Consider the following 22,819-nt stretch of genomic DNA (forward strand, 5'->3'; position numbering starts at 1 on the left):
AAGCCCTCATCGACCCACCGGGTCCTCACCTGAGGACACCCGGACTGCTACGCGTCCGGCTCAGCTGTCACCACCCGGACGCCGGTAGCGGTAGCCGAATCCACGGACGGATTCGATCGGTGAATCCTCGGGATCGGTCCAGCCGAGCTTGCGGCGCAGCCGCAGCACGGCGAACTTGACCCGCTCCTGGCCGATGCCGGTCGGGTCGTCCCAGGCCTGGGTCAGCAGCTGGTTCGGGCTCAGCACCGCCCCCGCGTGCCGGACCAGCGCGTTGAGCAGCCGGAACTCGGTGGGCGTGAGGCGCTTCTCGTCACCCTTGACGTAGACCCGGCGCTTGGTCGGGTCGAGGTGCACCAGGCCGTCGTCGTAGATCTGGCTGGCCCAGCTGTTCTGCGCGCCGGAGGAGCGGCGCAGCAGCGCCTCCACCCGGGCGAGCAGTTCGTTGTTCGCGAACGGTTTGGTGAGGTAGTCGTCCGCGCCGCCGCGCAGACCGCGGACCTTCTCGGCCTCCTGGCCGTGCGCGGTCAGCACCAGCACCGGTACGTCCGAGACGTCCCGCAGCCGTTCGAGCACCTGCCAGCCGTCCATCTCCGGCAGCCCGACGTCGAGCACCACAAGATCGGGGTGTTCGGCGTACGCCTCCTTGAGGCCGGTACGGCCGTCACCGGCGTGCGCCACCTCGTAGCCCGCCCGGCTGAACAGCAGCCGCAGGGCCAACGCGATGTCCGGGTCGTCCTCGACCACGAGCAATCTGCTCATGCCGCCATCACCATGACCCCCCAACGCCTGCGTCGCCAGACGCGGCTGCCCGAACGGCACGGCACGTGCTCGGCATCGGTCAGCGTCTTGCGTGCGTCCCCCGCGACCGCGGACGACGAAGATGAAATGTCCAAAACCACGATAGCGTGACGTGTCCGTTCATATACGGAAAGTTATAGTTCACCGTGCGCTTCCGCTTCCGGGGCCGATCGGTGGGTAACCGATGACCTCCGTCCCCGCTCCCGCGCCGCCGACCCTGTCGGGCGGCGCGCTGCAGCCACGCTTCCTCACGGTCATCTCGCACGAGCTGCGGACGCCGCTGACCACCATCGCCTCGTTCACCGAGAGCCTGGACACCGACGACCTGGCGGCGGCCGAACGCTCGGTCGCGCTGGCCGCCGTCCGGCGCAACACCGAGCGGATGCTCACGCTGGTCGAGGATCTGATGCTGGTGACCCGGCTGCAGACCGGCGACCTGGAGCTGCGGCCGAGCGAAGTGGACCCGGGAGCGCTCGTCCGGGAGGCCGCGGAGCTGCTGGCCGGCCGGGAGCCGTACACCGCGGCGACCGTGCGGGCCGACCCGGGACCGCCGATCATGGCGGATGCCGCCCTGCTGCGGGACCTCTTCTACGCGGTCGTCGGCACGGTGGCCAGCGGGGCGGCCGACCGGTCCGCCACGGTGCACGCCGTGGCCGGGCCGGCGGGCTGGACGGTGCTGGTCACCGCGCGCCAGGCCGAGCAACTGACCGACGAGCACCTGATGGCCGGGATGCTGGCCACGCCGGAGCCGCCGCACCGGCGCCGCAGCACCGCCGTCTGGATGCTGCTCGCGGAGGCCATCGCCGCCCGGCACGGCGGGTCGGTGCGCCTGACATTCGACCCCGAAACGGGCGCCGGCGCCGAGATCGCCCTTCCGCCGACCATCCCCCCAGATTGACACAGACTTCGCAGGTGTACTGCCTAAACGGCGAAAGGAAAGACGTATCCCCGAAAAGCCGGTCCGATTACGGTGCCGGGCGAGAGGCGCCCGGCCGTGGACCGGGAGGCAGCACCTTGTTGGATTCCGTACGTCGACTCGCCCTCGCCGCGGCCGCACCGGTCGCCCTGTTCGGGCTGACCGCGGCGCCCGCACAGGCCGGGACCCTGGTCCCGGCGACCGCGACCGGCCCGATGATCACGGCGCCGAGGACCGCGCCGACGCTGGGCGACGAGGTGGTCGCGCTGACCAATGCCGAACGGGTCCGGGCCGGCTGTGCCGCGCTCACCGTGGAGGAGGAACTGAGCGTCGCCGCCGTCCGGCAGAGCCACTACATGGCGGCGACCGGGGACTTCGGCCACTTCGGCTGGCGCGGCTCGACGTTCCAGACCCGGTCGCGGGCGGCCGGCTACCAGGCCGTGGCGGGCGAGAACGTGGCCTACGGCTTCGCCGGCACGGCCGAGGTCATGGCCGCCTGGATGGCCAGCCCGCCGCACCGCCGCAACATCCTCAACTGCGACCTGAAATCGTTCGGCGCCGGGGTGCAGCAGGCGATCAACGGCACCTATTACTGGACCCAGGTGTTCGGCTGGAACTGAACCGTTAAAGCGCGCAATTGACGAGGACCGGTTCGGGATGCAGGACGACCCCGAACCGGTCCTTGACGCCGTCGCGGATCTCGCGTGCCAGGTCCAGCAGCGCGGCCGTTGTGCCGTCGCCGCAGTTCGTCAGGGCAAGCGTGTGCTTCGACGAGATGGCCACGCCGCCGGGGTGGGCGTACCCCTTGCCGAAGCCGGCCTTCTCGATCAGCCAGGCCGCCGGCACCTTGACCGTGCCGTTCGGCGCCGGCCAGCTCGGCGGCTCGCCGGCGTCGACCAGGCGGTCCTGCACCCGGGCCCACTGCTCGGCGGAGAGCACCGGGTTGGTGAAGAAGGAGCCCACCGAACGGGTGTCCGGGTCCTCGGGGTCGAGCACCATGCCCTTGCCGGCGCGCAGCTTCAGCACCGTCTCGCGGACCCGCCGTGCGCTCACCCGGTCGTCGGGCGTCACGCCGAGGTGGCGGGCCAGCTCCGCATACCGGATCGGGGCCGAGTCGGCGGACTCGGCCAGCCGGAAGTCGACCTCCAGCACCAGCCAGCGGTCGCTGTGCTTGAAGATGCTCGACCGGTAGGCGAACCCGCACTCCGGCAGCGTGAGCACCCGCCGCGCGTCCTCGTGCCGGTCGTAGACGTGCACCGCCTCGATCGTGTGCGCGACCTCCTGGCCGTACGCGCCGACGTTCTGGATCGGGGTCGCACCGGCCGAACCCGGGATGCCGGAGAGCGCCTCCAGCCCGGACAGACCCAGCTCCAGGGTGTGCGCGACGAAGTCGTCCCAGGGCTCGCCGGCGGCCACCCGGACCAGCGTGCCCCGGGGGTCCCGATCGAGCAGCCGCACCCCGCGGGTGCGCAGCAGCAGCACCGTCCCGGGGAACCCGGCGTCGCCGATCACCACGTTGCTGCCGCCCGCGAGCACCAGCACCGGTTGCCCCTTTCGGGCAGCAGCCCGTACGGTTGACACCGCTTCGTCCGGTTCGACCGCGACCGTCAACGTGCTTGCCGGACCGCCGAGGCGTAGCGTCGTGTACGCCCCCAGCGAACTGGCATGCACAGCGGATGCGGCGGTTGGTGGGTCAGCGCTAACGTCAGGCACGACGTTCACCCTAGGCCGCGGGCCCCGGGTGGAAACCGGTGGTCCTCCTCGAGCGGGAGAAGGCTGATGAACAGGCTGCACGCGACGAAGGACTTCTGGCTCGCCGCCCTGCGCGCCGACGGGCCGGCCTTCCAGGACGCCGTCGCCGAGACAGGTCCGGATGCCGCCGTGCCTTCGTGTCCCGGCTGGACGGTGGCCGACCTCACCGAACACCTCACCTCGCTGCTGCACTGGGTGCGCGAGCTGGCCCCGCGCGGGGTGATCGACCGGCCCGCCGACCGGGTGGTCCCCGCGCCCCGGCCGGCCTGGCCGGAGGCGCTCGACGCGCTGCGCCGGGAGCTGACCGGCACCATCGAGACGCTCGACGCGCTCGACCCCGACTTCCCGAGCTGGACCTGGCCCGCCCAGGCCCGCAAGGCCGCCTTCTGGCAGCGCCGGATGGCCCACGAGGTGTCCGTGCACCGCTGGGACGCCGAGGCCGCGGCCGGCCGGGCCACCCCGATCGAGACCAAGCTCGCCGCCGACGGGGTCAACGAGGTGCTGGACACCTGGCTGCCGGCCGGCCGCCGCAAGGGCCCCACCGACCTGCACGGGGTGGTCCACCTGACCGCCACCGACGCCAGCTACGAGTGGTTCGTCCGGCTCCGCGGCGCGGGCATCGCGCTGCTCGACACCGGCACGATCCTCGACAGCGACGACCACCACCCGCGGGCGGAGGCGAGCGGCCCGGCCAGCGACCTGCTGCTGGTGCTGATGGGCCGGATCGAAGCGGACAATCTGGTCGTGACGGGTGATCGGCGCCTGATCAACGCTTTACAGGCCGGTTGATCGATCATTTCCCGAAACGGGACTCCGTAACTTTCGGATGTCTCCCGGAAGGATGAATGGCTCTACGCTGTACCGGTTAAGGACGATCGCTTCCGGTCGTCCGTCACAGTCCCGCCGCTGATCAAAGCCGGTCGGCGCGGCCCGGTACGGCAGCGGCGGATCATGCAGGGAGCGGTGAAGATGACGGCAACCGTCTCGGTGGAACCGAGCGAGGACCCGCTGGCATCGGGGGTACGGTTCCCGGACGGCTTCGTCTGGGGCGCCGCCACGGCGTCGTATCAGATCGAGGGCGCGGTGAACGAGGACGGTCGGGGCCCGTCCATCTGGGACACGTTCAGCCGGGAGCGCGGCCGGGTGCACGCCGGGCACACCGGCGACGTGGCCTGCGACCACTACCACCGGTACGTCGAGGACGTCGCGTTGATGGCCGACCTGGGCCTGGCCTCGTACCGGTACTCGATCGCCTGGCCGCGGATCCAGCCCGACGGCACCGGCCCGGTCAACATCCGCGGCCTGGACTTCTACGACCGGTTGACCGATGAGCTGATCGGCAAGGGCATCGACCCGGTGGTCACGCTCTACCACTGGGACCTGCCGCAGAGCCTGCAGGACCGGGGCGGCTGGACGGTCCGGGAGACCGCCGAGGCCTTCGCCGAGTACGCCCAGATCGTGCACGCCCGCCTCGGTGACCGGGTGCGGACGTGGACCACGCTGAACGAGCCGTGGTGCTCGGCGTACCTGGGTTACGCCAGCGGGGTGCACGCGCCCGGCATCCAGGACCCGGCATCGGCCTTCAAGGCCGTGCACCACCTGCTGCTCGGCCACGGGCTCGCCGCGCGGGCGCTGCGGTCGGCCGGCGCGCAGAGCGTCAGCATCACCCTGAACCCGTCGGCGGTGTTCCCGCTCGACGAGCACAGCCCGGTGGACGTCGATGCCGCCCGGATCGTCGACGGGCTCAGCAACCGGATCTTCCTGGACCCGCTGCTGCGCGGCCGCTACCCCGACGACATGCGCGAGCACATGGCCCGCTTCACCGACCTGGGCTTCATCCGGGACGGCGACGAGGCGATCATCAACGCGCCGATCGACGTGCTCGGCATCAACTTCTACACCCCCTCGTACGTCTCGGCGAAGCCCGGCCAGCCGGCCTCCCCGGACGCGCCCGGCACCGAGGGCATCGCCTTCCGCAAGCCGGTCGGCCCGATCACCGACATCGGCTGGCAGATCGAGCCGGGCGCGCTGACCCGCCTGCTGGACCGCATCCACCAGGACTATCCCGGCACGCCGATGATGATCACCGAGAACGGCGCCGCCTACCCGGACGGCCCGTCGGACGCCGACGGGCAGATCCACGACACCAACCGGATCGAGTATTTCGACGGGCACCTGCGCGCCTGCCTCGATGCCATTTCCCACGGCGTTGACCTTCGGGGATACTTCGCCTGGTCGTTGATGGACAATTTCGAATGGGCCGAGGGGTACGCCAAGCGGTTCGGCATCGTGCACGTGGACTACGCCACGCAGCGCCGGGTGCCCAAGGACAGCGCACGGTGGTACCAGGAGGTGATCCGGCGTAACGGTCTCACCGACCAGGGCCGGATCGGGGAGTGAGCTGAATGGTGACGCGGGAGCGACCGACCCTCGAGGCGGTGGCGAGGCGCGCCGGCGTCTCCCGGGCGACCGTCTCCCGCGTCGTCAACGGCTCGACCACGGTCGCCGTGGCGATCCGCGAGGCGGTGCACCGGGCCGTCGAGGAGCTGGGCTACGTGCCGAACCAGGCCGCCCGCAGCCTGGTCACCCAGCGCACCGAGTCGATCGCGCTGATCCTGCCGGAGACCGCCAACCGGGTCTTCTCCGACGACCTGTTCTTCCCCGCGGTGATCCGCGGGGTCAGCATGGAGCTGGAGGCGGCGGACAAGCAGCTCGTGCTGATGATGGCGGGCTCGGCGGCCAGCCACGACCGGGTCGAGCGGTACGCGATGGCCGGCCACGTCGACGGCGTCATGTTCGCCTCGATGCACGGCGCCGACCCGCTGCCCGGCACCCTGGCCCGGCTCGGCATCCCGGTGGTGTGCAGCGGCCGCCCGATGACCCCGGCCGAGCTGCCGGTCCCCTACGTCGACGTGGACCACGTCGGCGGGGTGGGCCAGGCGGTCCGGCACCTGATCGGCACCGGTCACCGGCGGATCGCCACCATCGCCGGCCCGCAGGACATGATCGCCGGCATCGACCGCCTCACCGGCTACCAGGACGCGCTGCGGGCGGCCGGCCTGCCCGAGCACGTGGCCTTCGGCGACTTCACCCGCGAGTCCGGCATCCGGGCGATGCGCCGGCTGCTGGCCGACGATCCGGAGCTGGACGCGGTCTTCGTGGCGTCGGACATGATGGCCCACGGCGCGCTGCAGGCGCTCAAGGACGCCGGCCGGCGGGTGCCGGCGGACGTCGCGGTGGTCGGCTTCGACGACTTCGAGATCAGCCGGCTCAGCGATCCGCCGCTGACCACGGTCCGCCAGCCGATCGTCGACATGGGCCGCACCATGGCCCGGCAGATGCTCGGGCTGGTCAACGACAAGCACGACGTCCCGGACGCCGTCGTGCTCCCCACCGAGCTGGTGGTCCGCGCCTCGGCGTAGGCCCGGCTCAGGCCTCGATGGGCAGGCCCAGCACCTTGCGGGAGAGCAGCGTGCCGCCGGCCACCGCGGCCGGCATCAGCAGCACCGCGCCGAGCGGGATCAGGAAGCACGCGAAGACGGCCACCCCGAAGCCCAGCGCCATCGGGCGGTCGGCACGCAGGGCGGCCCGGCGGTGCCGCAGCCGCCGGCCGCGCCGCTGGAACGGCACGCCGGTCAGCTCGACCGCGAGCAGCCAGCCGCCGATCGCCCCGCCCACCACCGGTACGACCGTCTGCCCGACCACCGGGATGAAGCCGGCCAGGAACAGCGGGATGCCGAAGAGCACGGAGAGGCCGATCAGCCGCAGCGAGTCCACCAGGCTGCGGGCCAGCGAACGGCCCAGCGACACCTCGACCTCGTCCGGCACGCCGCCGTACCGGGCCTCGACCAGGCCGGAGATCTTCTCGTAGAACGGGTCGCCGATCAGTAGCGTCACCGCGGTGAACGTCAGCACGCCGAGCAGGCCGCTGAACCCGACCAGGGCCGCGCCGGCGATCACCCGGATCAGCTCGCGCCAGCCGGTCGACCAGTCGTCGGCGAACCAGGTGACACCCGCGGACAGGTCGCCGATGAAGACGACCAGGGTGATCAGGGCGGCCGCGTACAGCACGCCGGAGAGCACCGCGGGCAGCAGGCCGAGGCCGAGCATCCGGGGGTTGCGCAGCACCAGGCCCAGACCGCGGCCGAGCAGGCCGGCGCCGGTGGCGAACCGGCGTGCCGCGCCGCCGGTTGCCGCGGCGCCCCGGCCGGCCACGGACCGCAGTTGACTGTCTCCCACGGTCCCGGAGCTTAGGACCTGCGGACCAGCCGTGCCGCGTTGAGTCCGGGTGATTCCGGTTCGGCGCTCTCCGACGGCACGGTCGCCGACGGGCTCGGCGGCGTGGTGAGCACCGAGGTCGGCGTCGGCACCGGCGGCAACAGCGTCAAGGTCGGATCCGGCGAGCCGGACGAGACGACGGCCGAGGGCACGGCGCCGCTCGGTGCGGTGCCGGTGGTCAGGGGCAGTCCCGGCAGCGTCGACTCCACCGAGACCGGCCGGGGCGCGCGCGGCGACCAGTCGCCGACCGGCGAGGTGGCCGCGGTGGTCGCCCGCGACGGCGCGGTGCCGATCCCGCCCAGCCCACCGGGCGCGCTGACCGAGGGCGGCACCGGCGACGGCGCGCCGATAGTCCAGCCGACGGTGACGGCGAACGGGAGGCCGAGAGCGACAACGCCGAGAAAGATGGATCTGGGGGAGAACCGCACGTCCCCATCACCGGTATTGGCGCCCGAAAAGTTACGGCGTAGTGGGATTCACCCGAACTGTCGGCCCGGCAATCGCTTGATCAGGCGACGGCCCGCCCGGTACTGTCCATCGGCTCGCATCGAATGCGAACACTTTTCCACGGGGAGAGAAATGAATTCCGCACGCCCTCGCGGTCTCGCCGCGATGCTCACACTCGCGCTCGGCGCCGGCACGGTGGCCGGTGCGGGTCTGCTCGCCACGCCCGCCTGGGCCGAAGGCACCCTGAGCGGCACGTACACCCTGGACAGCACCAGCATCTGGACCGGTCAGCAGGTCACGCTGACGCAGTCCGAGCTGGTGGACGACACCCCGGAGACACCCGCCGAGCGCACGGTCGACTGGGGCGACAGCTCCCCGGTGGAGACGCTGCCCGCGGACGCGGTCAAGGCGACCCACAAGTACGCGGCGAACGGCAGCTACACCGTCAAGGTGACGCTGACGGAGGGCGAGACCGCGGGCGCGGTCACGCTGGCCAACGGGCCCGCCGTCCAGGTCGCCTCCGCGGCCGGCACCTTCAAGTTCAACGTGTCGTCGAACTGGACCTGGGAAGGCGGCGGCGCGACCGCCAAGCTGCTGCTCTCCGGCGTGCCGGCCAACGCGACCCGGGTCTGGGTGGCCTGGGGCGACGGCAAGACCAGCCTGCTCGGCCCGACCCACACCTCGACCACGCACTACTACCCGGTCGGCAGCTACGCCGCGAAGGTCACCCTGGAGAACGCGCAGGGCAAGACCACCGCGAAGGCCGCCGGCAGCTACGCGGCGAAGGTCGACACCTGGAAGCCGGCCACCAGCACCCTCAAGGTGCCGAGCAAGCCGAGCAAGGCCGCGTCCTGGAAGACGATCCAGGGCACGGCCAAGGACAACCAGATCGGCATGGACTCGGTCGGCGTGCAGCTGTGGAAGTGGACCAGCACCAAGGACTACTACTACAACTTCTCCACCAAGAAGTGGGTCAAGTACACCCCGGGCAAGACCAAGATCCCGAACGCCGCGGTCTCCTGGCGCGGCGTGGACGCCAAGGGCGTCTGGAAGGTCGGCGTGGCCGGTCTCTCCAAGGGCTACTACCTCGAGGTCGACTACGTGGCCCTGGACCGGGCCGGCAACGCCAACGGCTGGAAGTACCGGGTGCAGAAGCTCACCAGCTGAGCCCCGCTGAATCTCGGAAACGGCCCGGACCGCAAGGTCCGGGCCGTCAGTCGTTCAGGAACGTGGAGATGCGCTCGCGGAGCTCCTTGCGGTGCGTCCACAGCAGCGCCGGGCGCTCGTACACCTGCAGCTCGGCACTCGGCAGCAGGCCGGCGAGGCGCTCGGCGACCGGGGCCGGGTGCACGTCGTCGCCGACACAGCCGATCACCAGCGCCCGGCCGGGGAACGCCGCCAGCACCGACTCGTCCGGCACCGCCGGGGCGCGCCACAGCGTGTCCAGCTCCGGGGCCAGGCCGTCGGTCAGCAACTGCTCCACGCGCTGGCGCAGGTAGCTCCAGCCGGTCGGGGTGTTGCGCACCGAGGGCGGCAGCTCCGGCTCGACGGCCTCGGCCACCAGCGAGGCCTCGCCGGACTCGACGGCGGCCAGCAACCGGGCCAGCCGCGCCGCGGCCACCGGCGGCCGTACGCCGTCCAGCGGCGCGGGCAGGTAGAGCACGATCCGCTCGAAGCGCTCGGGCGTGGCCGCGAGCACCCGGCACAGCGCGCCGGCGCCCATGCTGACCCCGAGCGCCCGGGTCGCCCCGGCCCGGTCGGCGACGGCCCGCAGGTCCTCGGCGAGGTCGGCGAAGCTCCACGGCCCGGGCGGCGCCTCGGAGCGGCCGTGCCCGCGGAAGTGGAAGAACACCCGGCGGCCGAGCACGGCGCTGCCCAGCGGGCGGGTGCCGGCGATGTCGCCGGCCAGCCCGTGCGCGAAGACGGTGACCGGCTCGCCGACGCCGGTGACCAGCTGTTCGAGCCGTCCGCCGCGCGGGGTGCCGATCAGCTGGGTGGGCGGCATCGGCAGGGTGGGCCGGCCGCTGCGCGGCGCGCTCGGGCCGGGACCGGAGCTCCGCGGGCCGCCGTCCGGGGGCGGCGGCCAGCGGAGGCGCTTCACCAGAAGCCCTTGCCGTCCGACAGGTCGCGCAGGCCGGGCCGGACGTCGAGCAGGTAGATCAGCGCCGCGGCCACGCCGATGAGGCCGAACAGGCCGGTGGCGCCGCCGCCGACGCCGAGCAGCGTCAGGATGATGCAGACCGCGAGGATGGCCAGCCAGGCGCCCTTGGGCAGGGTGCCGATGGCCTGGAATCCGTCGCCGCGCTGGGTCACGCAGTGGATCAGTGCGACTGCCTGCACCACCAACGACAGGATCAGGACGGCGAACGAGATGAGGTTCGCGACGTCGTCGTAGAAGATGGGTGTCGCGCTGTAGGCCATGACCGCCAGTCTATGCCGCGGGCCCCGGCGGATGCCGGGGCCCGCGGATCAATGCGTGGCGGGTCGTTACTTACTTGGCGGCCGGGCGGGTGGTGCGCTTGCGCGGCTTGGCGGTCTCCGTGGCCTCGACGGCCTGGGCGGCCTCGACGGCCTTCGGCTCCTCGGTGGTCACCATGTCGGCGTTGACCACCTCGGCGGCCTCGACCACGCCGGTGCCGACCACGCGCTCGCCGTGGGCGACCAGCGAGGTGTAGACGGCGACGGCACGCTCCTGAGCGGCGTGGGCGAGCGCAATGGCGGTCGCCGTGGCGGTCTCCCGCAGCTTGTCGAAGTCGGTCGTGGTCGCGGTGGTCTTGAGCGAGGCGGCGGTGGTGTTGGCCGTGTCGTTCGCGGTCCGCAGCGAGGCGACGGCGCGGTCACCGAGCTCGTTGACCACGGCCGGCAGCTTGCGCAGCTGCTGGTAGGCCAGGTCACCGGCGCCGGCGGCGGCGTAGAGCGGGGCGGGGATGCGGGTCTTGGTCTGCTCGGTCATGATTTCTCCTCGGGCTCAGTGGTCTGGGATGCGGGTGCGGGTGCGGCGCCGCCCTCGGCGACCGCCACGTCGTGGACGACGGCGCGCAGCGCTTCGTCCTCGTCGGGCAGGCTCTCGTCAGGCGTGCTCTCGCCGGCTGCGCCCTGGTCGGGCGCGGTCGCCGCCGGCGCGTGCCGGATGGTCTCGTTGCGGAACGTCTCGTAGATCTGCGACAGGGACTGCTTCTGCGCGATCGTCAGATCGGGATCAACCGCGATCGCGGCCAGCACGCCCTGCTGGCCTTCACCATCGAGCAGGCCGGCGCGCAGGTACATCGCGGGCGTCGACACCCGCAGTGCGCTGGCCAGTTGCTGGAGCACCTCGGCGCTGGGCTTGCGCAGGCCACGCTCGATCTGGCTGAGGTACGGGTTGCTCACGCCCGCCCGGTCGGCGAGTTGCCGCAGCGAGATCTTCGCGGTCTGCCGCAGGTCGCGGATGAACGCGCCGACGTCCTGGGGCAGATCCTTCGGGGTGGCCATGTATCCGACGGTAGTCCGCCGCGCTAGCTCTTGCAAGCAAACGCTAACAAGAGCTAGCGTGAAGCTGGTCACCAGGCGGAGCGCACCTCACCCACCCGGGTGTCACCACCGACGATCGCCACGGTCGCCAGCTCGTCGAGCACCGGCGCCGAGACGCCGAGCCGGCGCAGCGCGGACACCAGCACCGGCATCCGGGCCCGCATGGCGCCGTCCGCCACCTTGATCGCCACCGCGCCGACACCCTCGACGGCCACCGCGACCACGCCCTCGGCGCCGCCCTTGGCCAGCAGCCCCGGCACGCCCCGCATCAGCAGCGTGTCGTCCTGGCCGGTGCCCGCCACCAGCTCCGGGTCCGCCCGCATCGCGTCGGCCACCCGTCGCTCGGCAGTGCCCGGCGGGGCCTCCACCAGCCGCTGGAAGCCCCGGGCGAGCGCGGTCAGCGACACCGCGAACACCGGCGCGCCGCAGCCGTCGATGCCGGTGGCGGCGATCGGCTCCCCGGTCAGCTCGCTCACCGCCGCGGCCAGCGCCACCTGCAGCGGGTGCTTGGCGTCCCGGTAGTCCTCCAGCGACCAGCCGTTCAGCACGCAGGTGGCGAGCATCCCGGCGTGCTTGCCGGAGCAGTTCATCAGCACCGGGGTGGCGCCGCCGCCGGCGCGCAGCACCACGTCCCGTTCGTGCTCGGAGAGCGGCAGCGACGGCGGGCAGCGCAGCGCGGACTCGTCCAGCCCGGCGGCGGCGAGGATCTGCCGGGTCCGGGCGACGTGGAACGGCTCGCCGAAGTGGCTGCCGCTGATCAGCGCGAGGTCGGCCGGCTCGGCGGTCCGGAGCCCGGCGCGCAGCATCCCGACGGTCTGCAACGGCTTGTTGGACGACCGCGGGAACGACGGGCCGGTGACGTCACCGGCCGCGGCGACCACCCCGCCGGCCGCGTCCAGCACCACCACCGAGCCGTGGTGCACGGACTCGACGAACCCGGAGCGGACCACCTCGGCGAGGATCATCGGCTCGCCATCCCGAGCAGCTCGCGGGCCTCGGCGGTGGTCAGCGGCGGACGCTGGGCGAGCTGGGCGAAACCGACCGCCCGGGCGACGAGCTGCATGTTCGACTCGACCGCGCGGCCCTTGGCGTACGTGACGGTGTCCTCCATGCCGACCCGCAGGTGCCCGCCGGCCGACAGCGAGGCCAGCATGACCGGGATCGTGCTGCGGCCGATGCCGGTCGCCGAGAACGTGGTGCCCGCGGGCAGGTCCCGGATCGCCTGGTGGCACGCGACCAGCGCGGCGGCGGTGCCGGGCATGCCGCCGGGCACGCCCATCACCAGGTCGACGTGGACGTGGCCGCCGTACGGCAGGCCGTGCCGGTCGAGCAGGCGCTGGAGGGTGGTGAGCTGACCCAGGTCGAAGATCTCGTACTCGGGCACGATGCCGCGTTCCTGCATCCGGGTGTGCAGGTCGACGATGAACTCCCAGCGGTTGAGGAACACGCCGTCGCCGAAGTTGACCGTACCCATCGTGCAGGAGGCCATCTCGGGGCCGGCGGCCAGCACGGCCAGCCGGTCGGCCTCGGGGTCGGTGACCGCGCCGCCCGAGGAGAGCTGCACGATCAGGTCGGTCGACTGCCGCAGGGCGGCCACGGTCTCGCGCAGCCGGCCCTGGTCGAGCGTGGGCTGGGCCGCGTCGTCGCGGATGTGGACATGCACGATCGCGGCGCCCAGCGCCTCGCACTCCTTGGCGGTGGCCACGAGCTCGTCGATCGTCACCGGCAGCGCGGGTACGGCTGCCTTACTGCTCTCCGCGCCGGTGGGCGCGACGGTGATGAGGGTCCCGGTCATGCCGCGATCCTGCCATGCGGGACCCGCTCAGGAGACGTCGATGGCCGCGGCCGACTCCCCCACCAGCAGCGACGCGTCGTCGGCCACGTTCCGCTTGAGCACCGCCAGGGCGATCATGCCCAGCTCGTGGTGCCGGACGCCGGTGCCGATGAAGCCGACGGCCCGCCCGTCCAGGGTCACCGGAGTGCCCTGCGCCGGCGGCTGGTCGGTGGCGATCCCGTCGAGGTGCAGCAGCACCAGCCGACGCGGCGGCTTGCCCAGGTGGTGCACCCGGGCGATCGTCTCCTGGCCCCGGTAGCAGCCCTTGTCGAGGTGCACGGCGGCCGCGACCAGGCTCGCCTCGGACGGGATGGTCCGGTGATCGGTCTCCCAGCCCAGCCGCGGCACCCGGTGTGCCACCCGGATCGCCTCGTACGCCCACAGCCCCGCCTTCGGCACATCGGCCAGCAGCGCGAGCACGCCCGCCAGCGCACCCCGCGGCACCAGCAGGTCGACCCCGAGCGGCACCCGGCGGGCCAGCGCCCCCTCGCCGAACGGCCGGACGTCGTAGAGCGCGGTCGGCTCGGCCGGCACCGCCCCGGCGGCGAACTTGGGGCCGGGCACGTCGAAGATCCGCGGCTCGGCGAGCTCCACCCCGAGGTGTTCCCGGGCCGCCGCCACCGCCTGCGGCCCGACCAGGGACAGCACGGCGATCTCCGCAGTCGCGTCCCGCGGCTCGACCTTGGTGAAGAAGCGCATCATCTGGAGATATTTGAGCAGGCCGGCGCCCGCTCCGGGCTCGGTGTCGAGCCAGGCGGTGGTGCCGTCCTCGGCGACCAGGGCGTGCTGCTCGACGTGCCCGTGCGGGGAGAGCACCAGCAGCTCGGTGCCCTGCCCGGCGCGCAGGTCGCTGAGGTGCTGGGTGGTCAGGGTGTGCAGCCAGCTCGCCCGTTCCTCGCCCGGCACGGCGAGCACGTCGCGGTTGCTGCGGTCGACGAGGCCGACCGCGGTGTCCAGGGTGCGCTGCTCGCGCATCGGGTCGCCGTAGTGGGCCGGGACGCCGGCGTCGGCCGAGGCCGGCTCCAGCTCCTCGATCAGGACCGTGGTCATGGCTGCTCCTTGCAGTCGCCGCAGACGCCGAACAGGGACACGTGCCCCACGTCGACCCGGAAGTTGCGGTCCCGCTGCAGCTGCTCGGTGACCGGCAGCAGCACGGCGGGATCAACCTCGTCGATCAAGCCGCAGCCGCGGCAGACGAGATGGACGTGCTGGTCCTCGCCCGCCCGGTGGTAGGTCGGCGACCCGTGCGAGAGGTGGGTGTGGCTGACCAGACTGAGGTCCTCGAGCAGCTCGAGGGTGCGGTAGACGGTGGTGATGTTGACGCCGGCGGCGCGTTCCCGCACGGTGTGGTGGATCTGCTCAGGGGTGGCGTGACCCAGCTCGTGGACGGCTTCCAGGATCAGCTGGCGCTGCGGAGTCAGCCGCAGGCCGCGCTCCCGGAGCATCTCGGCAAGCGAAGAGGAGGACACGCCACGAGCATAGTTCGCGCGGCGCTACCCTCCGCGCTGTGAGCGACAGTCCGATGGTGATCCCCGGCTCAGGCGAGCTGACCCCGGTGGACCGTGGCCTGCTGTACGGCGAGGGCGTCTTCGAGACCCTGCACCTGCGCCCCGACGGCCCCTGGCTGCTGGACGCCCATCTGAACCGGCTGGCCACCTCCGCGGCCGTGCTCGACCTGCCACTGCCGCCGCGTCCGGAGCTCGCCGAGCTGGCCACCCGCGCCGCGGCCGCCTGGACCGGCGGCGAGGGCGCCCTCCGCCTGATCGTCACCCCGGCCACGGTCTACGCCACGGTCACCGCGGTGCCGGCCACCGCCCGCCGCGAACGCCGCGACGGCATCCGCCTGATCACCGCGAACTCCGGCATCGTCGCCCGCCCACCCTGGTCGCTGGCCGGGGCCAAAACCCTGTCGTACGCGGAGAACCTCGCCGCCCGACGCTGGGCGCAGCGGCAGGGCGCGGACGACGTCCTGTGGCTCCGCGCCGACGGGCAAGCCCTGGAGGCACCCACCGCAAGCCTGATCTGGCTCGCGGGCGACACCCTCTGCACCGTGCCGGCCGGCGAGACCGGCATCCTCCCCGGCACCACGGCCGCCCACCTGCTCGCCCGAGCCCCGGAGCTGGGGCTCCGCACGGAGGAACGCATGATCAGCGCAGCCGCCCTGGCCACGACGGACGCGATCTGGCTGGCGAGCTCACTGCGCGGTCTTGCCGAGGCCCGAGCCCTGGACGGTGCCGCCCGCCCACCGTCGACCTGGACGTCACGCCTCCTCAACCTGCTGGGCTTCACCACACCTTGAATCACGCACGTCTTGGCCACACCCGCCACCGGCCCGGAGACAGCGTCCGACCCGAAGACAGCGTCCGACCCGGGGCGGCTGCGCGCGCAGCGGCACCGGCAGCGGTTCGTTCTGCGGGACCCGTCTCGCTGGTAGCGCTGGGTCGAGGCTGAGGGCTGTCGAGCGTGGAGCGTGGTGACTCACTCCACGCCGGCACGATTGAAGATCGACCGTGGCGGTCGCCGTGGAATGCTCGTCGGCACCCGAAGCGAAGAGCCCGACAAATGTCGTTGCTGATGATCCGGATGCCCCGGAGCCGCTGATCGCAAAGAGGCGAAAGCCGAGCCCCGCCTGCGAGCGCCAAGATCCGCAGCGCGGCAGCCACCAGGGACGCGATAAGGGGGACTGTGGGCGCTTTGTCGCCTGCCACCGATGGATCTTGTTGAAGTCGGGTCAGCTCCTAACCCGTGCGCTCCAAGATCGCAGTGATCGAGCCGCGGAGCGCTGTCGGGGAGGGCGATAACGCGCTGTATGGGGCATTCGTTACCCGGCAACGACCTGCCGCGCTGCGGCACTGCAGTATCAACGGCGGCGACAGGCGGCGCAGGCGACAGGCGACGGCACCGGCGACAGGCGGCGCAGGCGGCAGGCGGCGCAGGCGGCAGGCGGCGCAGGCGGCAGGCGGCGCAGGCGGCAGGCGGCGCAGGCGGCAGGCGGCGAAAGGCAGGCGGCGCAGGCGGCGGCACCGGCGGCAAGTGAAAGGCCGAGCTCGTGCAACCAGCCCGAGCCGACCGGAAGCCACGCACGGACCTCGCGATCGGCGGGAGCGACGGTCAGCACCATGCAACCAGGCACGACCGCAAGCTTTTGACCTTCGGACGCCGCCTACCCACCCACCCGGAGCAATCTCGCCGACAGGTGTGGCACCAGTGTCTGGCCCTGGCCGGACATCTCGTGGGCGTAGAGCAGCGCGCCGTCGACGATGCCGAACAGCCGGTGCCCGGCCGTGACCTCGGTGGCCGACGGGGTCCGGACGACCGCGTCGGTCACCATCTCCAGCCGGGTGCCGGCGACCCGGCCGACGTAGAGCTCCATGACGCCGGACGGGGTCATCATGGTGGCTTCCATCTCGTCGCCCGGCCGGTCGTCGACCAGCACGGGCCGCCACCAGCCCAGCTCCCGTTCGGCCATCCGCACCGGCTTGGAGTCGGCGTCCAGGATCCAGATCCGCGACTCGTATGCCAGGAACGGCCGCCCGTCGTGGCTGATCCGGACCTCCTGCGCGAAGTCGAAGTCCTCGGGCTCCGGGAACCCGCCCTGCCCGCGCCCGCGCCACAACCCGATGAACGGCAGCAGGCCCAGCAGCGCCGGGTGCAGGTCCGGGCCCTTGCGCAGGTCGTGCGTGTCCTCGAACGGGTACGCCTCGACCGGCGGCGCGTTCAGCCAGGGCGGTGGGCCCAGCGGGTTTTCCGTCTCACTGCTCACCAGCGTCCCCTTGTTATGCGCATCGCCAGATAGCCCAAACCGCCGGCCAGCCCGCCGAACCCGGCGACCAGCAGACTCACGAACCCGACCTCGGTAACCATGACCGGGCCATCTTATGCTGAGCCCCATGGCCCGCTTGCTCGTCGTCAAGGCAACCGCCGGCGCGGACGCCCCGGAGCGCTGCTCGCAGGCGTTCACCGTGGCCTCGACCGCGGCCGCGTCCGGGGTGGACGTCTCGTTCTGGCTCACCGGTGAGTCGACGTGGTTCGCCCTGCCGGACCGGGCCGCCGAGTTCCAGCTGCCGCACGCGGCGCCGCTGCCGGACCTGCTCGAGCTGCTGCTCACCAGCGGCCGGGTCACCGCCTGCACGCAGTGCGCGGCCCGCCGCGAGATCGGGCCCGGCGATGTGCTGCCGGGCATCCGGATCGCGGGCGCCGCCGTGTTCGTCGAGGAGATCATGTCCGACGGCGCCCAGGCGGTCGTCTACTAGCGGGATGCAACCGCAACCGGCCCGGCGGGGTGTTCTCCGGTATGCAGCCGAGCACCGCTGACTTCGACGCCTTCTACCAAGCGAGCGCCCGCCGCATGGTGCTGTACCTCTACGCGGTCTGCGGCGACGTGGCCGAGGCCCAGGACTTCGCGCAGGAGTCGTACGCGCGGGCCTGGCAGCACTGGCCCCGGGTGTCCGCGCTCGACGACCCGGAGGGCTGGGTCCGCACCGTCGGCTGGCGGCTGGCCGCCAACCGGTGGCGGGGCCTGCGGCGCCGGTGGGCGGCCCAGGCCCGGATGGGTCCACCCGACGTGGTGACCGCGAGCCCTTCGCCGGACCGGGTGGCGGTGGTCGCCGCCCTGCAGCGGCTGCCCGCGGCCCAGCGCCAGGCGGTGGCCCTGCACTACCTGCTCGACATGTCGGTGCAGGAGATCGCCCACAGCACCGGCACCCCCACCGGAACGATCAAAGCCCGGCTGTCCCGGGCCCGCACCGCGCTCGCCGGGCTGCTCGGCGACCACTCCCCGGAGGTCAGCGATGTCGCACCCCGTTCGTGAGCGTCTCGCCGAGCTGGCGGTTGACGTCGATCAGGTCCGGCTCGCCCCGGCCGCGGACGTGCGGGCACGGGGCCGCACCCGGGCCCGTCGCCGCCGGGCCGGCACCGCGGTCGCGCTCGTCACGGTGGTCGCGGCGGCCGGTTTCGGCCTGGCCTCGGTGACCGGCCGCACCCCGGAGCCGGTCGCGACGCCGCCCGCCGGCCCGCGGGTGAGCTGCCGGTTCCCGGTCGACCTCAACCTGCCCCACACGCCTGGCGAGCTGGACGTCCAGGTCTACGCCGCGGCCCTGCAGGCCGGCGCGGTGACCGCGGAGCTCGACCGGCGCGGCTTCACCGCGACCGGGCACTCCCTGATCGACCGGGAGACCGGCACGGTCGGGACGGTGGCGGTGATCCGGTACGGACCCCGCGCGATCGGCGCCGCCGGCCTGGTGCGGGCGCTGGTGGGTGGCGACGCCGTCATGCAGTTCTCGCCCGATCGGGACGGCCGGGCCGTCGACCTGGTGCTCGGCACCGAGTTCCAGCGGCTGGCCACCTCGACGGAGATGAACACGGCCCTGCTCGCCGCCGCCCGGCCGACCGCCCCGCCCGGCTGCTAACCGGGGGTGAGCCGCCAGCGCTGGTTCGCCCCGCCCAGGTCCGCCCACTGGGTGACCACGGCACCGTCGGCCGGGGACTGCCCGGAGACCTCCAGCACCTTGCCGCTGTGCCGGGCGACCAGCGCGAACGCCCCCGCACCGGCCCAGACCAGCCGCCACTGCTGGTGGGCGCCGCCGAGGTAGTCCCACTGGGTCACCCGGGCACCGTCGCTCATGCCGGCGCCGCTCACCTCGACGCACTTGCCGGTCAGGTTGCTGACGATCCGGAAGTGGCCGCCGCCGGCGTCGGCGAACCGCCACACGTGGTCGGGGGTGCCGGTCGCCGGCCACTGGGTGAGCTGGGCGCCGTTGGCCGCGGACATGTCCTGGATGGCCAGCACCTTGCCGCTGTGCGTGGCCTGGAGCTTGACCGTGCCGTCCGGGATCAGCCGCCAGTTGTGGTCGGCGGTGCCGTTGTCGGCGTACTGCACGACGTCGGCGGAGTCGGCGGTGGACATGCCGGCCACCCCGAGCACCTTGCCGGAGTTCTTGTTCCGGATCCGCAGGTAGCCGGTGCCGTTGTCAACGAGCTGCCACAGGTGGTCTGCGGTGCCGTTGTCGTCGTACTGCACCACCTGGGCGGAGTCGGCGGTGGACATCCGGTCGACGCCGAGCACCTTGCCCGAGTTCACGCAGCGGATCCGCAGGTAGCCGTCGCCGTTGTCGACGAGCTGCCAGAGGTGGTCGGCGGTGCCGCTGTCCGCGTACTGCACCACCCGCGCGCTGTTCGCCTGCGACATCTGGTCGACGCCGAGGACCTTGCCGCTGTGCTGGTTCTGGATCCGGAACGCGACGCCCGGCGGCACCCAGGGCCGGCCGGCGCCGATCGTGGGGAACGAGGTGAGCCGGAGCCGGGCCGCGCCCATCGGGATCAGCGTGACCGTCTCGACCGGCTCCGCGGACGGCGTCGGGCTGTCCTGCAACGGCGTGACGATCTCGTCGCTGTCGGCCGTCCAGGCGGGGATCTTCCGCGCCGGGGTGGTGATCCGGATCGGCGCGGTCGCCGGGGTGAACGGGTCGGCCGGGTTGCCGAGCCCGGTGGTCACCGCGAAGGACGTCGCGCCGTCGAGGCCGTAGTTCCACGCCGAGCCGGGCCGCACCTCGCTGGTCGGCCAGGTCTCGGTGCCGCCGCTGCGCGCCCAGTTCTCGGTGATGGCCAGCGAGAAGGTGAGGGCGCCGAAGTCGACCGACACGGCGTCCTGCATGGCGGCCCAGGTGCGGACCCGGGTCCGCATCGGCAGGCGCAGCACCACCCGGTCACCGTTCTGCCAGGTCCGGCTGATCTTCCCGTACGCCGGGCCGGCGGCGACCACCGCGGCGGCGCCGTTGACGGTGAGCACGGGGTCGGTGCACCAGCCGGGGATCCGCAGCAGCAGCGGGAACGCCACCGGCCCCGGGGTGCTGACCGTGTACGTGATGGTGTCGCCGAACGGGTAGGCGGTGTCGGCGGCGACCGTCACGGTCGTACCCCCGGCGACCTCGGCGGTGACCCGCGACGGGCCGTGCAGGTTCGCGACCAGCCCGCCGTCCGGGGTGGCCGCCCACATCTCCTCGACGTAGTAGGGCCAGCCCATCCCGTAGTTGTGCGGGCAGCACCGGTAGTTGTCGATGCCGAGCATGTACGCCTGCATCGGGAAGCCGTTCTGGAACTGTCCCTGGCTGCCGGTCCGGTCCCGCAGCGCGATGCTGTTCGCGCTGGTGATGTAGTGGATGCCCCGCTGCCGGGGGTCGAGCGCCGCGGGCAGCGAGTTGACCGCCAGGTCCTCCACCCGGTCGAACCAGACCGGGTCGCCGGTGATCCGGCCGAGCATCTCGTGGCTGGCCATGAACTCGACGATCCCGCAGGTCTCGAAGCCCTGCCGGGGGTCGCCGAAGCCGGGCCGGGCGTTCTCGTCGCCGGCGAACCCGCCGCCGGGGAACTGCCCGTACGTCGTCATGATCAGGTCGTAGTCCTGGTAGCTGGCCCGGCGGTGCGCGGCGTCGCCGGACAGGGTCGCGTAGACGGCCGGCTCACGGAAGCCCTGTGCCAGGTTCACGTTGTGCAGCGACGGCAGGTTGTTGACGTAGTTCGCCGAGTTCGCATGGATCTTGCGGGCCAGGTCGAGCAGGAACGCGTCGCCGGTGCGGTTGTAGGTCCAGAACACCACCTCCAGCGTGTCGGCCCACCGGAAGCTGCCCCAGCTCTGCGAGAACACGCTGGTCGGGCAGCCGTTGACGTAGCGGAGGAAGCGGGTCAGGAAGGGCACGATCCGGCCGTCGCCGGTGAACTCCTGGCAGGTGCGGACGGCGTGCAGCATCGGCATGTGCGGCCACAGGTCCGGGCCGTTGTTCAGCGCGGTCCGCAGCCGGGTGGGGCCGAAGTAGCCGTCCGCCGCCTGGGTGGCGAGCACCCCGTCGATCCAGCGTTCTGTCTCCGCGATGACCCGGGCGTCGCCGGTGACGTAGCCCAGGCTGCTGAAGCCCTTGAGCCAGTACGGCACCTCCTCCCAACCGCCCAGCTCCGGGTGGATCCAGCCGGTCTCGTCGTACCGCAGGAAGTGCGAGACCTCGGGGAGCCGGCCGTTCAGGCCGGTGAGCTGGTTGGCCAGCTGGGTGGCGAGCCAGCCGCCGGCCCGGGTGCGGCCCGGTGCGAGCCGCAGGAACGCGTCCGGGTGCAACGGCGCGCGGTTGACGACGTAGCCGGGTGCGGCGGCGTGGGCCGGCCTGGCGATCAGGCCGGTGGCCGCCGCAACGGCGGGCACGGCGACGGTTCCGGCCAGGAAGGTACGACGGTCCACAGCAGCCTCCGGGGTGCGCCAGAGCGTGCAGTCATGGTGGATTGTGTGCGAAAACTTGCGTTACCGGATCGTAAAACACTGATTCACGCAAGTAAATAGATCGGCTGCCCTCGATGGAAGGTTTGTTAACGACAGCCGGTGGTGGCGGCGACCCGGGCGCTGCCCGCGCTGGCGCTGACCACCATCGAGACCGCACCGACGCGGTAGGCCCACGCCTGCGGGTCGGCCTGCACGATCTGCGCATCGGCCACCAGACCGCGCACCGCGCGGGCCAGGTCGGCGGGCGCGGGCAGGTCGTCCGCGGTCACCGTGCGAGCCGTACGCCCGCCGCCCGGGCAGGCGACCTCGGTGCTCGTGGCGCTCGGCGCGGTCGGCGTCAACGCGCGCAGCGCGGCGGTGAACTCGGCCGGCACCTCGGTGGCGGCCACCGGGGCGGGCGCGAGGTCCACCCCGTCGGACAGCGGGCGGCAGCCGGTCGAGACGACCATGGTGAAGACGGTCGCGCCCGCGTCGGCGGTCGCGTCCACGCCGACGAACTCACCGGCGTCGGCGCGCAGGCCGTACCGGGTGCCGGCGGTGTTCTGCCGGACGGTGGCCGCGTACTCGGCGGGCAGGGCGCGGGCGATCGCGTCCAGCGTGGCGGGCAGGGCGCCGGCGCGCACCCGCACGGTGACCTCGCGGCTGGCCTCGACGCCGTCCCGCACCGGGGTGAGGGCGCAGTCCCGGTCGAAACTCAGCTCGCCCAGCGTGACCACGCGGTCGGCGGCATCGGCCGCCAGCAGCACCGCCCCGGTGGCCCGCTGCACGACCGGCAGCGCCTCCGCGATGTCCCGCTGCTCCGGCACGGTCGGCGGATCCTTGCGCACCGACCAGGCCGCGAACCCGGCCAGCAGCAGCGCCCAGGCCACCACGATCGCGGTCAGCAACCAGCGCCGCCGGGGCCGCGGCGCGGCGGGCGGCGGAGGCGCGGGGTGGTACGCGGGGGCGGTCACGGCAGCCATGCTCGCACGGCGAAGGGCGGGACCCGGTGCGGGTCCCGCCCTTCGGCGAACTTCACAGA

General features: G+C 72.7%; 27 protein-coding genes. 10 read left to right on the forward strand and 17 right to left on the reverse strand.

From position 1 onward, the window contains the following. Positions 1–60: 60 nt before the first annotated feature. A complete protein-coding gene (locus tag ACIBQZ_RS08665) occupies positions 61–759 on the reverse strand; it encodes a response regulator transcription factor (protein ID WP_396087859.1) in 699 nt (232 codons plus the stop codon). Between the two features lie 223 nt (positions 760–982). Between ACIBQZ_RS08665 and ACIBQZ_RS08670 the strand changes: the two genes are divergently transcribed. Both ACIBQZ_RS08670 and ACIBQZ_RS08675 read left to right on the forward strand, forming a co-directional pair. After that, positions 983–1,696 (forward strand): sensor histidine kinase, encoded by a 714-nt coding sequence (locus ACIBQZ_RS08670; protein ID WP_396087860.1) that lies wholly within the window; start codon positions 983–985, stop codon positions 1,694–1,696. Positions 1,697–1,815: 119 nt separating this feature from the next. Continuing rightward, a complete protein-coding gene (locus tag ACIBQZ_RS08675; RefSeq protein ID WP_396087861.1) occupies positions 1,816–2,334 on the forward strand; it encodes a CAP domain-containing protein in 519 nt (172 codons plus the stop codon). A gap of 4 nt (positions 2,335–2,338) precedes the next feature. Here the strand turns inward: ACIBQZ_RS08675 and ACIBQZ_RS08680 are convergent, their stop codons facing one another. Further along, positions 2,339–3,427 (reverse strand): UDP-N-acetylmuramate dehydrogenase, encoded by a 1,089-nt coding sequence (locus ACIBQZ_RS08680; RefSeq protein WP_396087863.1) that lies wholly within the window; start codon positions 3,425–3,427, stop codon positions 2,339–2,341. 66 nt (positions 3,428–3,493) lie between these two features. Here ACIBQZ_RS08680 and ACIBQZ_RS08685 point away from each other — a divergent pair, with 66 nt between their 5' ends. From ACIBQZ_RS08685 to ACIBQZ_RS08695, 3 genes are all read left to right on the forward strand, one after another. After that, positions 3,494–4,255 carry a maleylpyruvate isomerase family mycothiol-dependent enzyme gene (locus ACIBQZ_RS08685; RefSeq protein WP_396087864.1) on the forward strand — a complete coding sequence of 254 codons (762 nt, stop codon included), beginning with the start codon at positions 3,494–3,496 and terminating at the stop codon, positions 4,253–4,255. Between the two features lie 180 nt (positions 4,256–4,435). Continuing rightward, positions 4,436–5,866 (forward strand): GH1 family beta-glucosidase, encoded by a 1,431-nt coding sequence (locus ACIBQZ_RS08690; protein ID WP_396087865.1) that lies wholly within the window; start codon positions 4,436–4,438, stop codon positions 5,864–5,866. A 5-nt stretch (positions 5,867–5,871) separates the two neighbouring features. Beyond that, a complete protein-coding gene (locus tag ACIBQZ_RS08695) occupies positions 5,872–6,888 on the forward strand; it encodes a LacI family DNA-binding transcriptional regulator (RefSeq protein ID WP_396087866.1) in 1,017 nt (338 codons plus the stop codon). 7 nt (positions 6,889–6,895) lie between these two features. Here ACIBQZ_RS08695 and ACIBQZ_RS08700 read toward each other — a convergent pair whose 3' ends face one another. Together ACIBQZ_RS08700 and ACIBQZ_RS08705 are read right to left on the reverse strand one after the other, a co-directional pair. After that, a complete protein-coding gene (locus ACIBQZ_RS08700; RefSeq protein WP_396087867.1) occupies positions 6,896–7,705 on the reverse strand; it encodes an EI24 domain-containing protein in 810 nt (269 codons plus the stop codon). Between the two features lie 11 nt (positions 7,706–7,716). Then, entirely contained in the window at positions 7,717–8,172 is a 456-nt protein-coding gene (locus ACIBQZ_RS08705) for a hypothetical protein (protein WP_396087868.1), read from the reverse strand. A 151-nt stretch (positions 8,173–8,323) separates the two neighbouring features. Between ACIBQZ_RS08705 and ACIBQZ_RS08710 the strand changes: the two genes are divergently transcribed. Beyond that, positions 8,324–9,358 carry a hypothetical protein gene (locus ACIBQZ_RS08710; RefSeq protein WP_396087869.1) on the forward strand — a complete coding sequence of 345 codons (1,035 nt, stop codon included), beginning with the start codon at positions 8,324–8,326 and terminating at the stop codon, positions 9,356–9,358. A 46-nt stretch (positions 9,359–9,404) separates the two neighbouring features. Here the strand turns inward: ACIBQZ_RS08710 and ACIBQZ_RS08715 are convergent, their stop codons facing one another. The 8 genes from ACIBQZ_RS08715 to ACIBQZ_RS08750 form a co-directional block, all read right to left on the reverse strand. After that, positions 9,405–10,292 carry an alpha/beta fold hydrolase gene (locus tag ACIBQZ_RS08715; RefSeq protein ID WP_396087870.1) on the reverse strand — a complete coding sequence of 296 codons (888 nt, stop codon included), beginning with the start codon at positions 10,290–10,292 and terminating at the stop codon, positions 9,405–9,407. Then, the gene (locus ACIBQZ_RS08720; RefSeq protein WP_023562718.1) at positions 10,289–10,612 is read right to left on the reverse strand and encodes a DUF2516 family protein; all 324 of its coding nucleotides are present in this window, start codon (positions 10,610–10,612) and stop codon (positions 10,289–10,291) included. The genes ACIBQZ_RS08715 and ACIBQZ_RS08720 overlap by 4 nt, the downstream gene beginning before the upstream one ends. A 70-nt stretch (positions 10,613–10,682) precedes the next feature. Then, positions 10,683–11,144, reverse strand: a complete 462-nt coding sequence (locus tag ACIBQZ_RS08725; protein WP_396087871.1) for a hypothetical protein — start codon at positions 11,142–11,144, stop codon at positions 10,683–10,685. Further along, positions 11,141–11,662 (reverse strand): helix-turn-helix domain-containing protein, encoded by a 522-nt coding sequence (locus ACIBQZ_RS08730; RefSeq protein WP_396087872.1) that lies wholly within the window; start codon positions 11,660–11,662, stop codon positions 11,141–11,143. The genes ACIBQZ_RS08725 and ACIBQZ_RS08730 overlap by 4 nt, the downstream gene beginning before the upstream one ends. Before the next feature lie 68 nt (positions 11,663–11,730). Further along, positions 11,731–12,666, reverse strand: a complete 936-nt coding sequence (locus ACIBQZ_RS08735; RefSeq protein WP_396087873.1) for an asparaginase — start codon at positions 12,664–12,666, stop codon at positions 11,731–11,733. Then, a complete protein-coding gene (locus ACIBQZ_RS08740) occupies positions 12,663–13,496 on the reverse strand; it encodes a 3-keto-5-aminohexanoate cleavage protein (protein WP_396087874.1) in 834 nt (277 codons plus the stop codon). The genes ACIBQZ_RS08735 and ACIBQZ_RS08740 overlap by 4 nt, the downstream gene beginning before the upstream one ends. A gap of 27 nt (positions 13,497–13,523) precedes the next feature. Beyond that, entirely contained in the window at positions 13,524–14,585 is a 1,062-nt protein-coding gene (locus ACIBQZ_RS08745) for a YgfZ/GcvT domain-containing protein (protein WP_396087875.1), read from the reverse strand. Then, the gene (locus ACIBQZ_RS08750) at positions 14,582–14,980 is read right to left on the reverse strand and encodes a Fur family transcriptional regulator (protein ID WP_396087940.1); all 399 of its coding nucleotides are present in this window, start codon (positions 14,978–14,980) and stop codon (positions 14,582–14,584) included. The genes ACIBQZ_RS08745 and ACIBQZ_RS08750 overlap by 4 nt, the downstream gene beginning before the upstream one ends. A gap of 62 nt (positions 14,981–15,042) precedes the next feature. On the opposite strand from ACIBQZ_RS08750, the gene ACIBQZ_RS08755 reads away from it, so the two are divergent. Next, on the forward strand, positions 15,043–15,834 hold the full coding sequence (locus ACIBQZ_RS08755; protein ID WP_396087876.1) for an aminotransferase class IV: 792 nt from the start codon (positions 15,043–15,045) through the stop codon (positions 15,832–15,834). A 561-nt stretch (positions 15,835–16,395) separates the two neighbouring features. On the opposite strand, the gene ACIBQZ_RS08760 is transcribed toward ACIBQZ_RS08755, so the two are convergent. Genes ACIBQZ_RS08760 through mtfM form a run of 3 tightly spaced genes read right to left on the reverse strand, consistent with a single transcriptional unit; the run spans position 16,396 to position 17,399 of the window. Continuing rightward, a complete protein-coding gene (locus ACIBQZ_RS08760; RefSeq protein WP_396087877.1) occupies positions 16,396–16,656 on the reverse strand; it encodes a hypothetical protein in 261 nt (86 codons plus the stop codon). Positions 16,657–16,698: 42 nt separating this feature from the next. Continuing rightward, a complete protein-coding gene (locus ACIBQZ_RS08765) occupies positions 16,699–17,298 on the reverse strand; it encodes an FABP family protein (RefSeq protein ID WP_396087878.1) in 600 nt (199 codons plus the stop codon). Next, a complete protein-coding gene (gene mtfM / locus ACIBQZ_RS08770; RefSeq protein WP_354724109.1) occupies positions 17,295–17,399 on the reverse strand; it encodes a small membrane protein MtfM in 105 nt (34 codons plus the stop codon). The genes ACIBQZ_RS08765 and mtfM overlap by 4 nt, the downstream gene beginning before the upstream one ends. Positions 17,400–17,413: 14 nt before the next feature. Between mtfM and ACIBQZ_RS08775 the strand changes: the two genes are divergently transcribed. From ACIBQZ_RS08775 to ACIBQZ_RS08785, 3 genes are read left to right on the forward strand one after another with little or no spacing between them, the layout of a single operon-like run. Continuing rightward, positions 17,414–17,788, forward strand: a complete 375-nt coding sequence (locus ACIBQZ_RS08775; RefSeq protein WP_396087879.1) for a DsrE family protein — start codon at positions 17,414–17,416, stop codon at positions 17,786–17,788. A 41-nt stretch (positions 17,789–17,829) separates the two neighbouring features. Beyond that, complete coding sequence (locus ACIBQZ_RS08780; protein ID WP_396087880.1) at positions 17,830–18,345, forward strand: SigE family RNA polymerase sigma factor; 516 nt, start codon at positions 17,830–17,832, stop codon at positions 18,343–18,345. Continuing rightward, a complete protein-coding gene (locus ACIBQZ_RS08785) occupies positions 18,326–18,943 on the forward strand; it encodes a LytR C-terminal domain-containing protein (RefSeq protein WP_396087881.1) in 618 nt (205 codons plus the stop codon). Before ACIBQZ_RS08780 ends, ACIBQZ_RS08785 begins: the two co-directional genes overlap by 20 nt. Here ACIBQZ_RS08785 and ACIBQZ_RS08790 read toward each other — a convergent pair. After that, positions 18,940–21,759 carry an RICIN domain-containing protein gene (locus ACIBQZ_RS08790; RefSeq protein WP_396087882.1) on the reverse strand — a complete coding sequence of 940 codons (2,820 nt, stop codon included), beginning with the start codon at positions 21,757–21,759 and terminating at the stop codon, positions 18,940–18,942. The two genes, ACIBQZ_RS08785 and ACIBQZ_RS08790, sit on opposite strands and share 4 nt — an antisense overlap. A 125-nt stretch (positions 21,760–21,884) precedes the next feature. Then, the gene (locus ACIBQZ_RS08795) at positions 21,885–22,751 is read right to left on the reverse strand and encodes a hypothetical protein (protein ID WP_396087883.1); all 867 of its coding nucleotides are present in this window, start codon (positions 22,749–22,751) and stop codon (positions 21,885–21,887) included. Positions 22,752–22,819 lie beyond the last annotated feature (68 nt).

This window comes from Actinoplanes sp. NPDC049599 (assembly GCF_044465625.1).
GTDB lineage: Bacteria > Actinomycetota > Actinomycetes > Mycobacteriales > Micromonosporaceae > Actinoplanes.

Excerpts from the sequence above, each read along its gene's own strand:
- ACIBQZ_RS08760 (WP_396087877.1), bottom strand. The coding sequence starts at position 16,656 with ATGGTGCTGACCGTCGCTCCCGCCGATCGCGAGGTCCGTGCGTGGCTT.
- ACIBQZ_RS08740 (WP_396087874.1), bottom strand. The coding sequence starts at position 13,496 with ATGACCGGGACCCTCATCACCGTCGCGCCCACCGGCGCGGAGAGCAGT.
- ACIBQZ_RS08775 (WP_396087879.1), top strand. The coding sequence starts at position 17,414 with ATGCTGAGCCCCATGGCCCGCTTGCTCGTCGTCAAGGCAACCGCCGGC.
- ACIBQZ_RS08785 (WP_396087881.1), top strand. The coding sequence starts at position 18,326 with ATGTCGCACCCCGTTCGTGAGCGTCTCGCCGAGCTGGCGGTTGACGTC.
- ACIBQZ_RS08710 (WP_396087869.1), top strand. The coding sequence starts at position 8,324 with ATGAATTCCGCACGCCCTCGCGGTCTCGCCGCGATGCTCACACTCGCG.
- ACIBQZ_RS08685 (WP_396087864.1), top strand. The coding sequence starts at position 3,494 with ATGAACAGGCTGCACGCGACGAAGGACTTCTGGCTCGCCGCCCTGCGC.
- ACIBQZ_RS08690 (WP_396087865.1), top strand. The coding sequence starts at position 4,436 with ATGACGGCAACCGTCTCGGTGGAACCGAGCGAGGACCCGCTGGCATCG.
- ACIBQZ_RS08730 (WP_396087872.1), bottom strand. The coding sequence starts at position 11,662 with ATGGCCACCCCGAAGGATCTGCCCCAGGACGTCGGCGCGTTCATCCGC.
- ACIBQZ_RS08750 (WP_396087940.1), bottom strand. The coding sequence starts at position 14,980 with ATGCTCCGGGAGCGCGGCCTGCGGCTGACTCCGCAGCGCCAGCTGATC.
- ACIBQZ_RS08735 (WP_396087873.1), bottom strand. The coding sequence starts at position 12,666 with ATGATCCTCGCCGAGGTGGTCCGCTCCGGGTTCGTCGAGTCCGTGCAC.
- ACIBQZ_RS08670 (WP_396087860.1), top strand. The coding sequence starts at position 983 with ATGACCTCCGTCCCCGCTCCCGCGCCGCCGACCCTGTCGGGCGGCGCG.
- ACIBQZ_RS08745 (WP_396087875.1), bottom strand. The coding sequence starts at position 14,585 with ATGACCACGGTCCTGATCGAGGAGCTGGAGCCGGCCTCGGCCGACGCC.
- ACIBQZ_RS08780 (WP_396087880.1), top strand. The coding sequence starts at position 17,830 with ATGCAGCCGAGCACCGCTGACTTCGACGCCTTCTACCAAGCGAGCGCC.
- ACIBQZ_RS08695 (WP_396087866.1), top strand. The coding sequence starts at position 5,872 with ATGGTGACGCGGGAGCGACCGACCCTCGAGGCGGTGGCGAGGCGCGCC.
- mtfM (WP_354724109.1), bottom strand. The coding sequence starts at position 17,399 with ATGGTTACCGAGGTCGGGTTCGTGAGTCTGCTGGTCGCCGGGTTCGGC.
- ACIBQZ_RS08725 (WP_396087871.1), bottom strand. The coding sequence starts at position 11,144 with ATGACCGAGCAGACCAAGACCCGCATCCCCGCCCCGCTCTACGCCGCC.
- ACIBQZ_RS08665 (WP_396087859.1), bottom strand. The coding sequence starts at position 759 with ATGAGCAGATTGCTCGTGGTCGAGGACGACCCGGACATCGCGTTGGCC.
- ACIBQZ_RS08720 (WP_023562718.1), bottom strand. The coding sequence starts at position 10,612 with ATGGCCTACAGCGCGACACCCATCTTCTACGACGACGTCGCGAACCTC.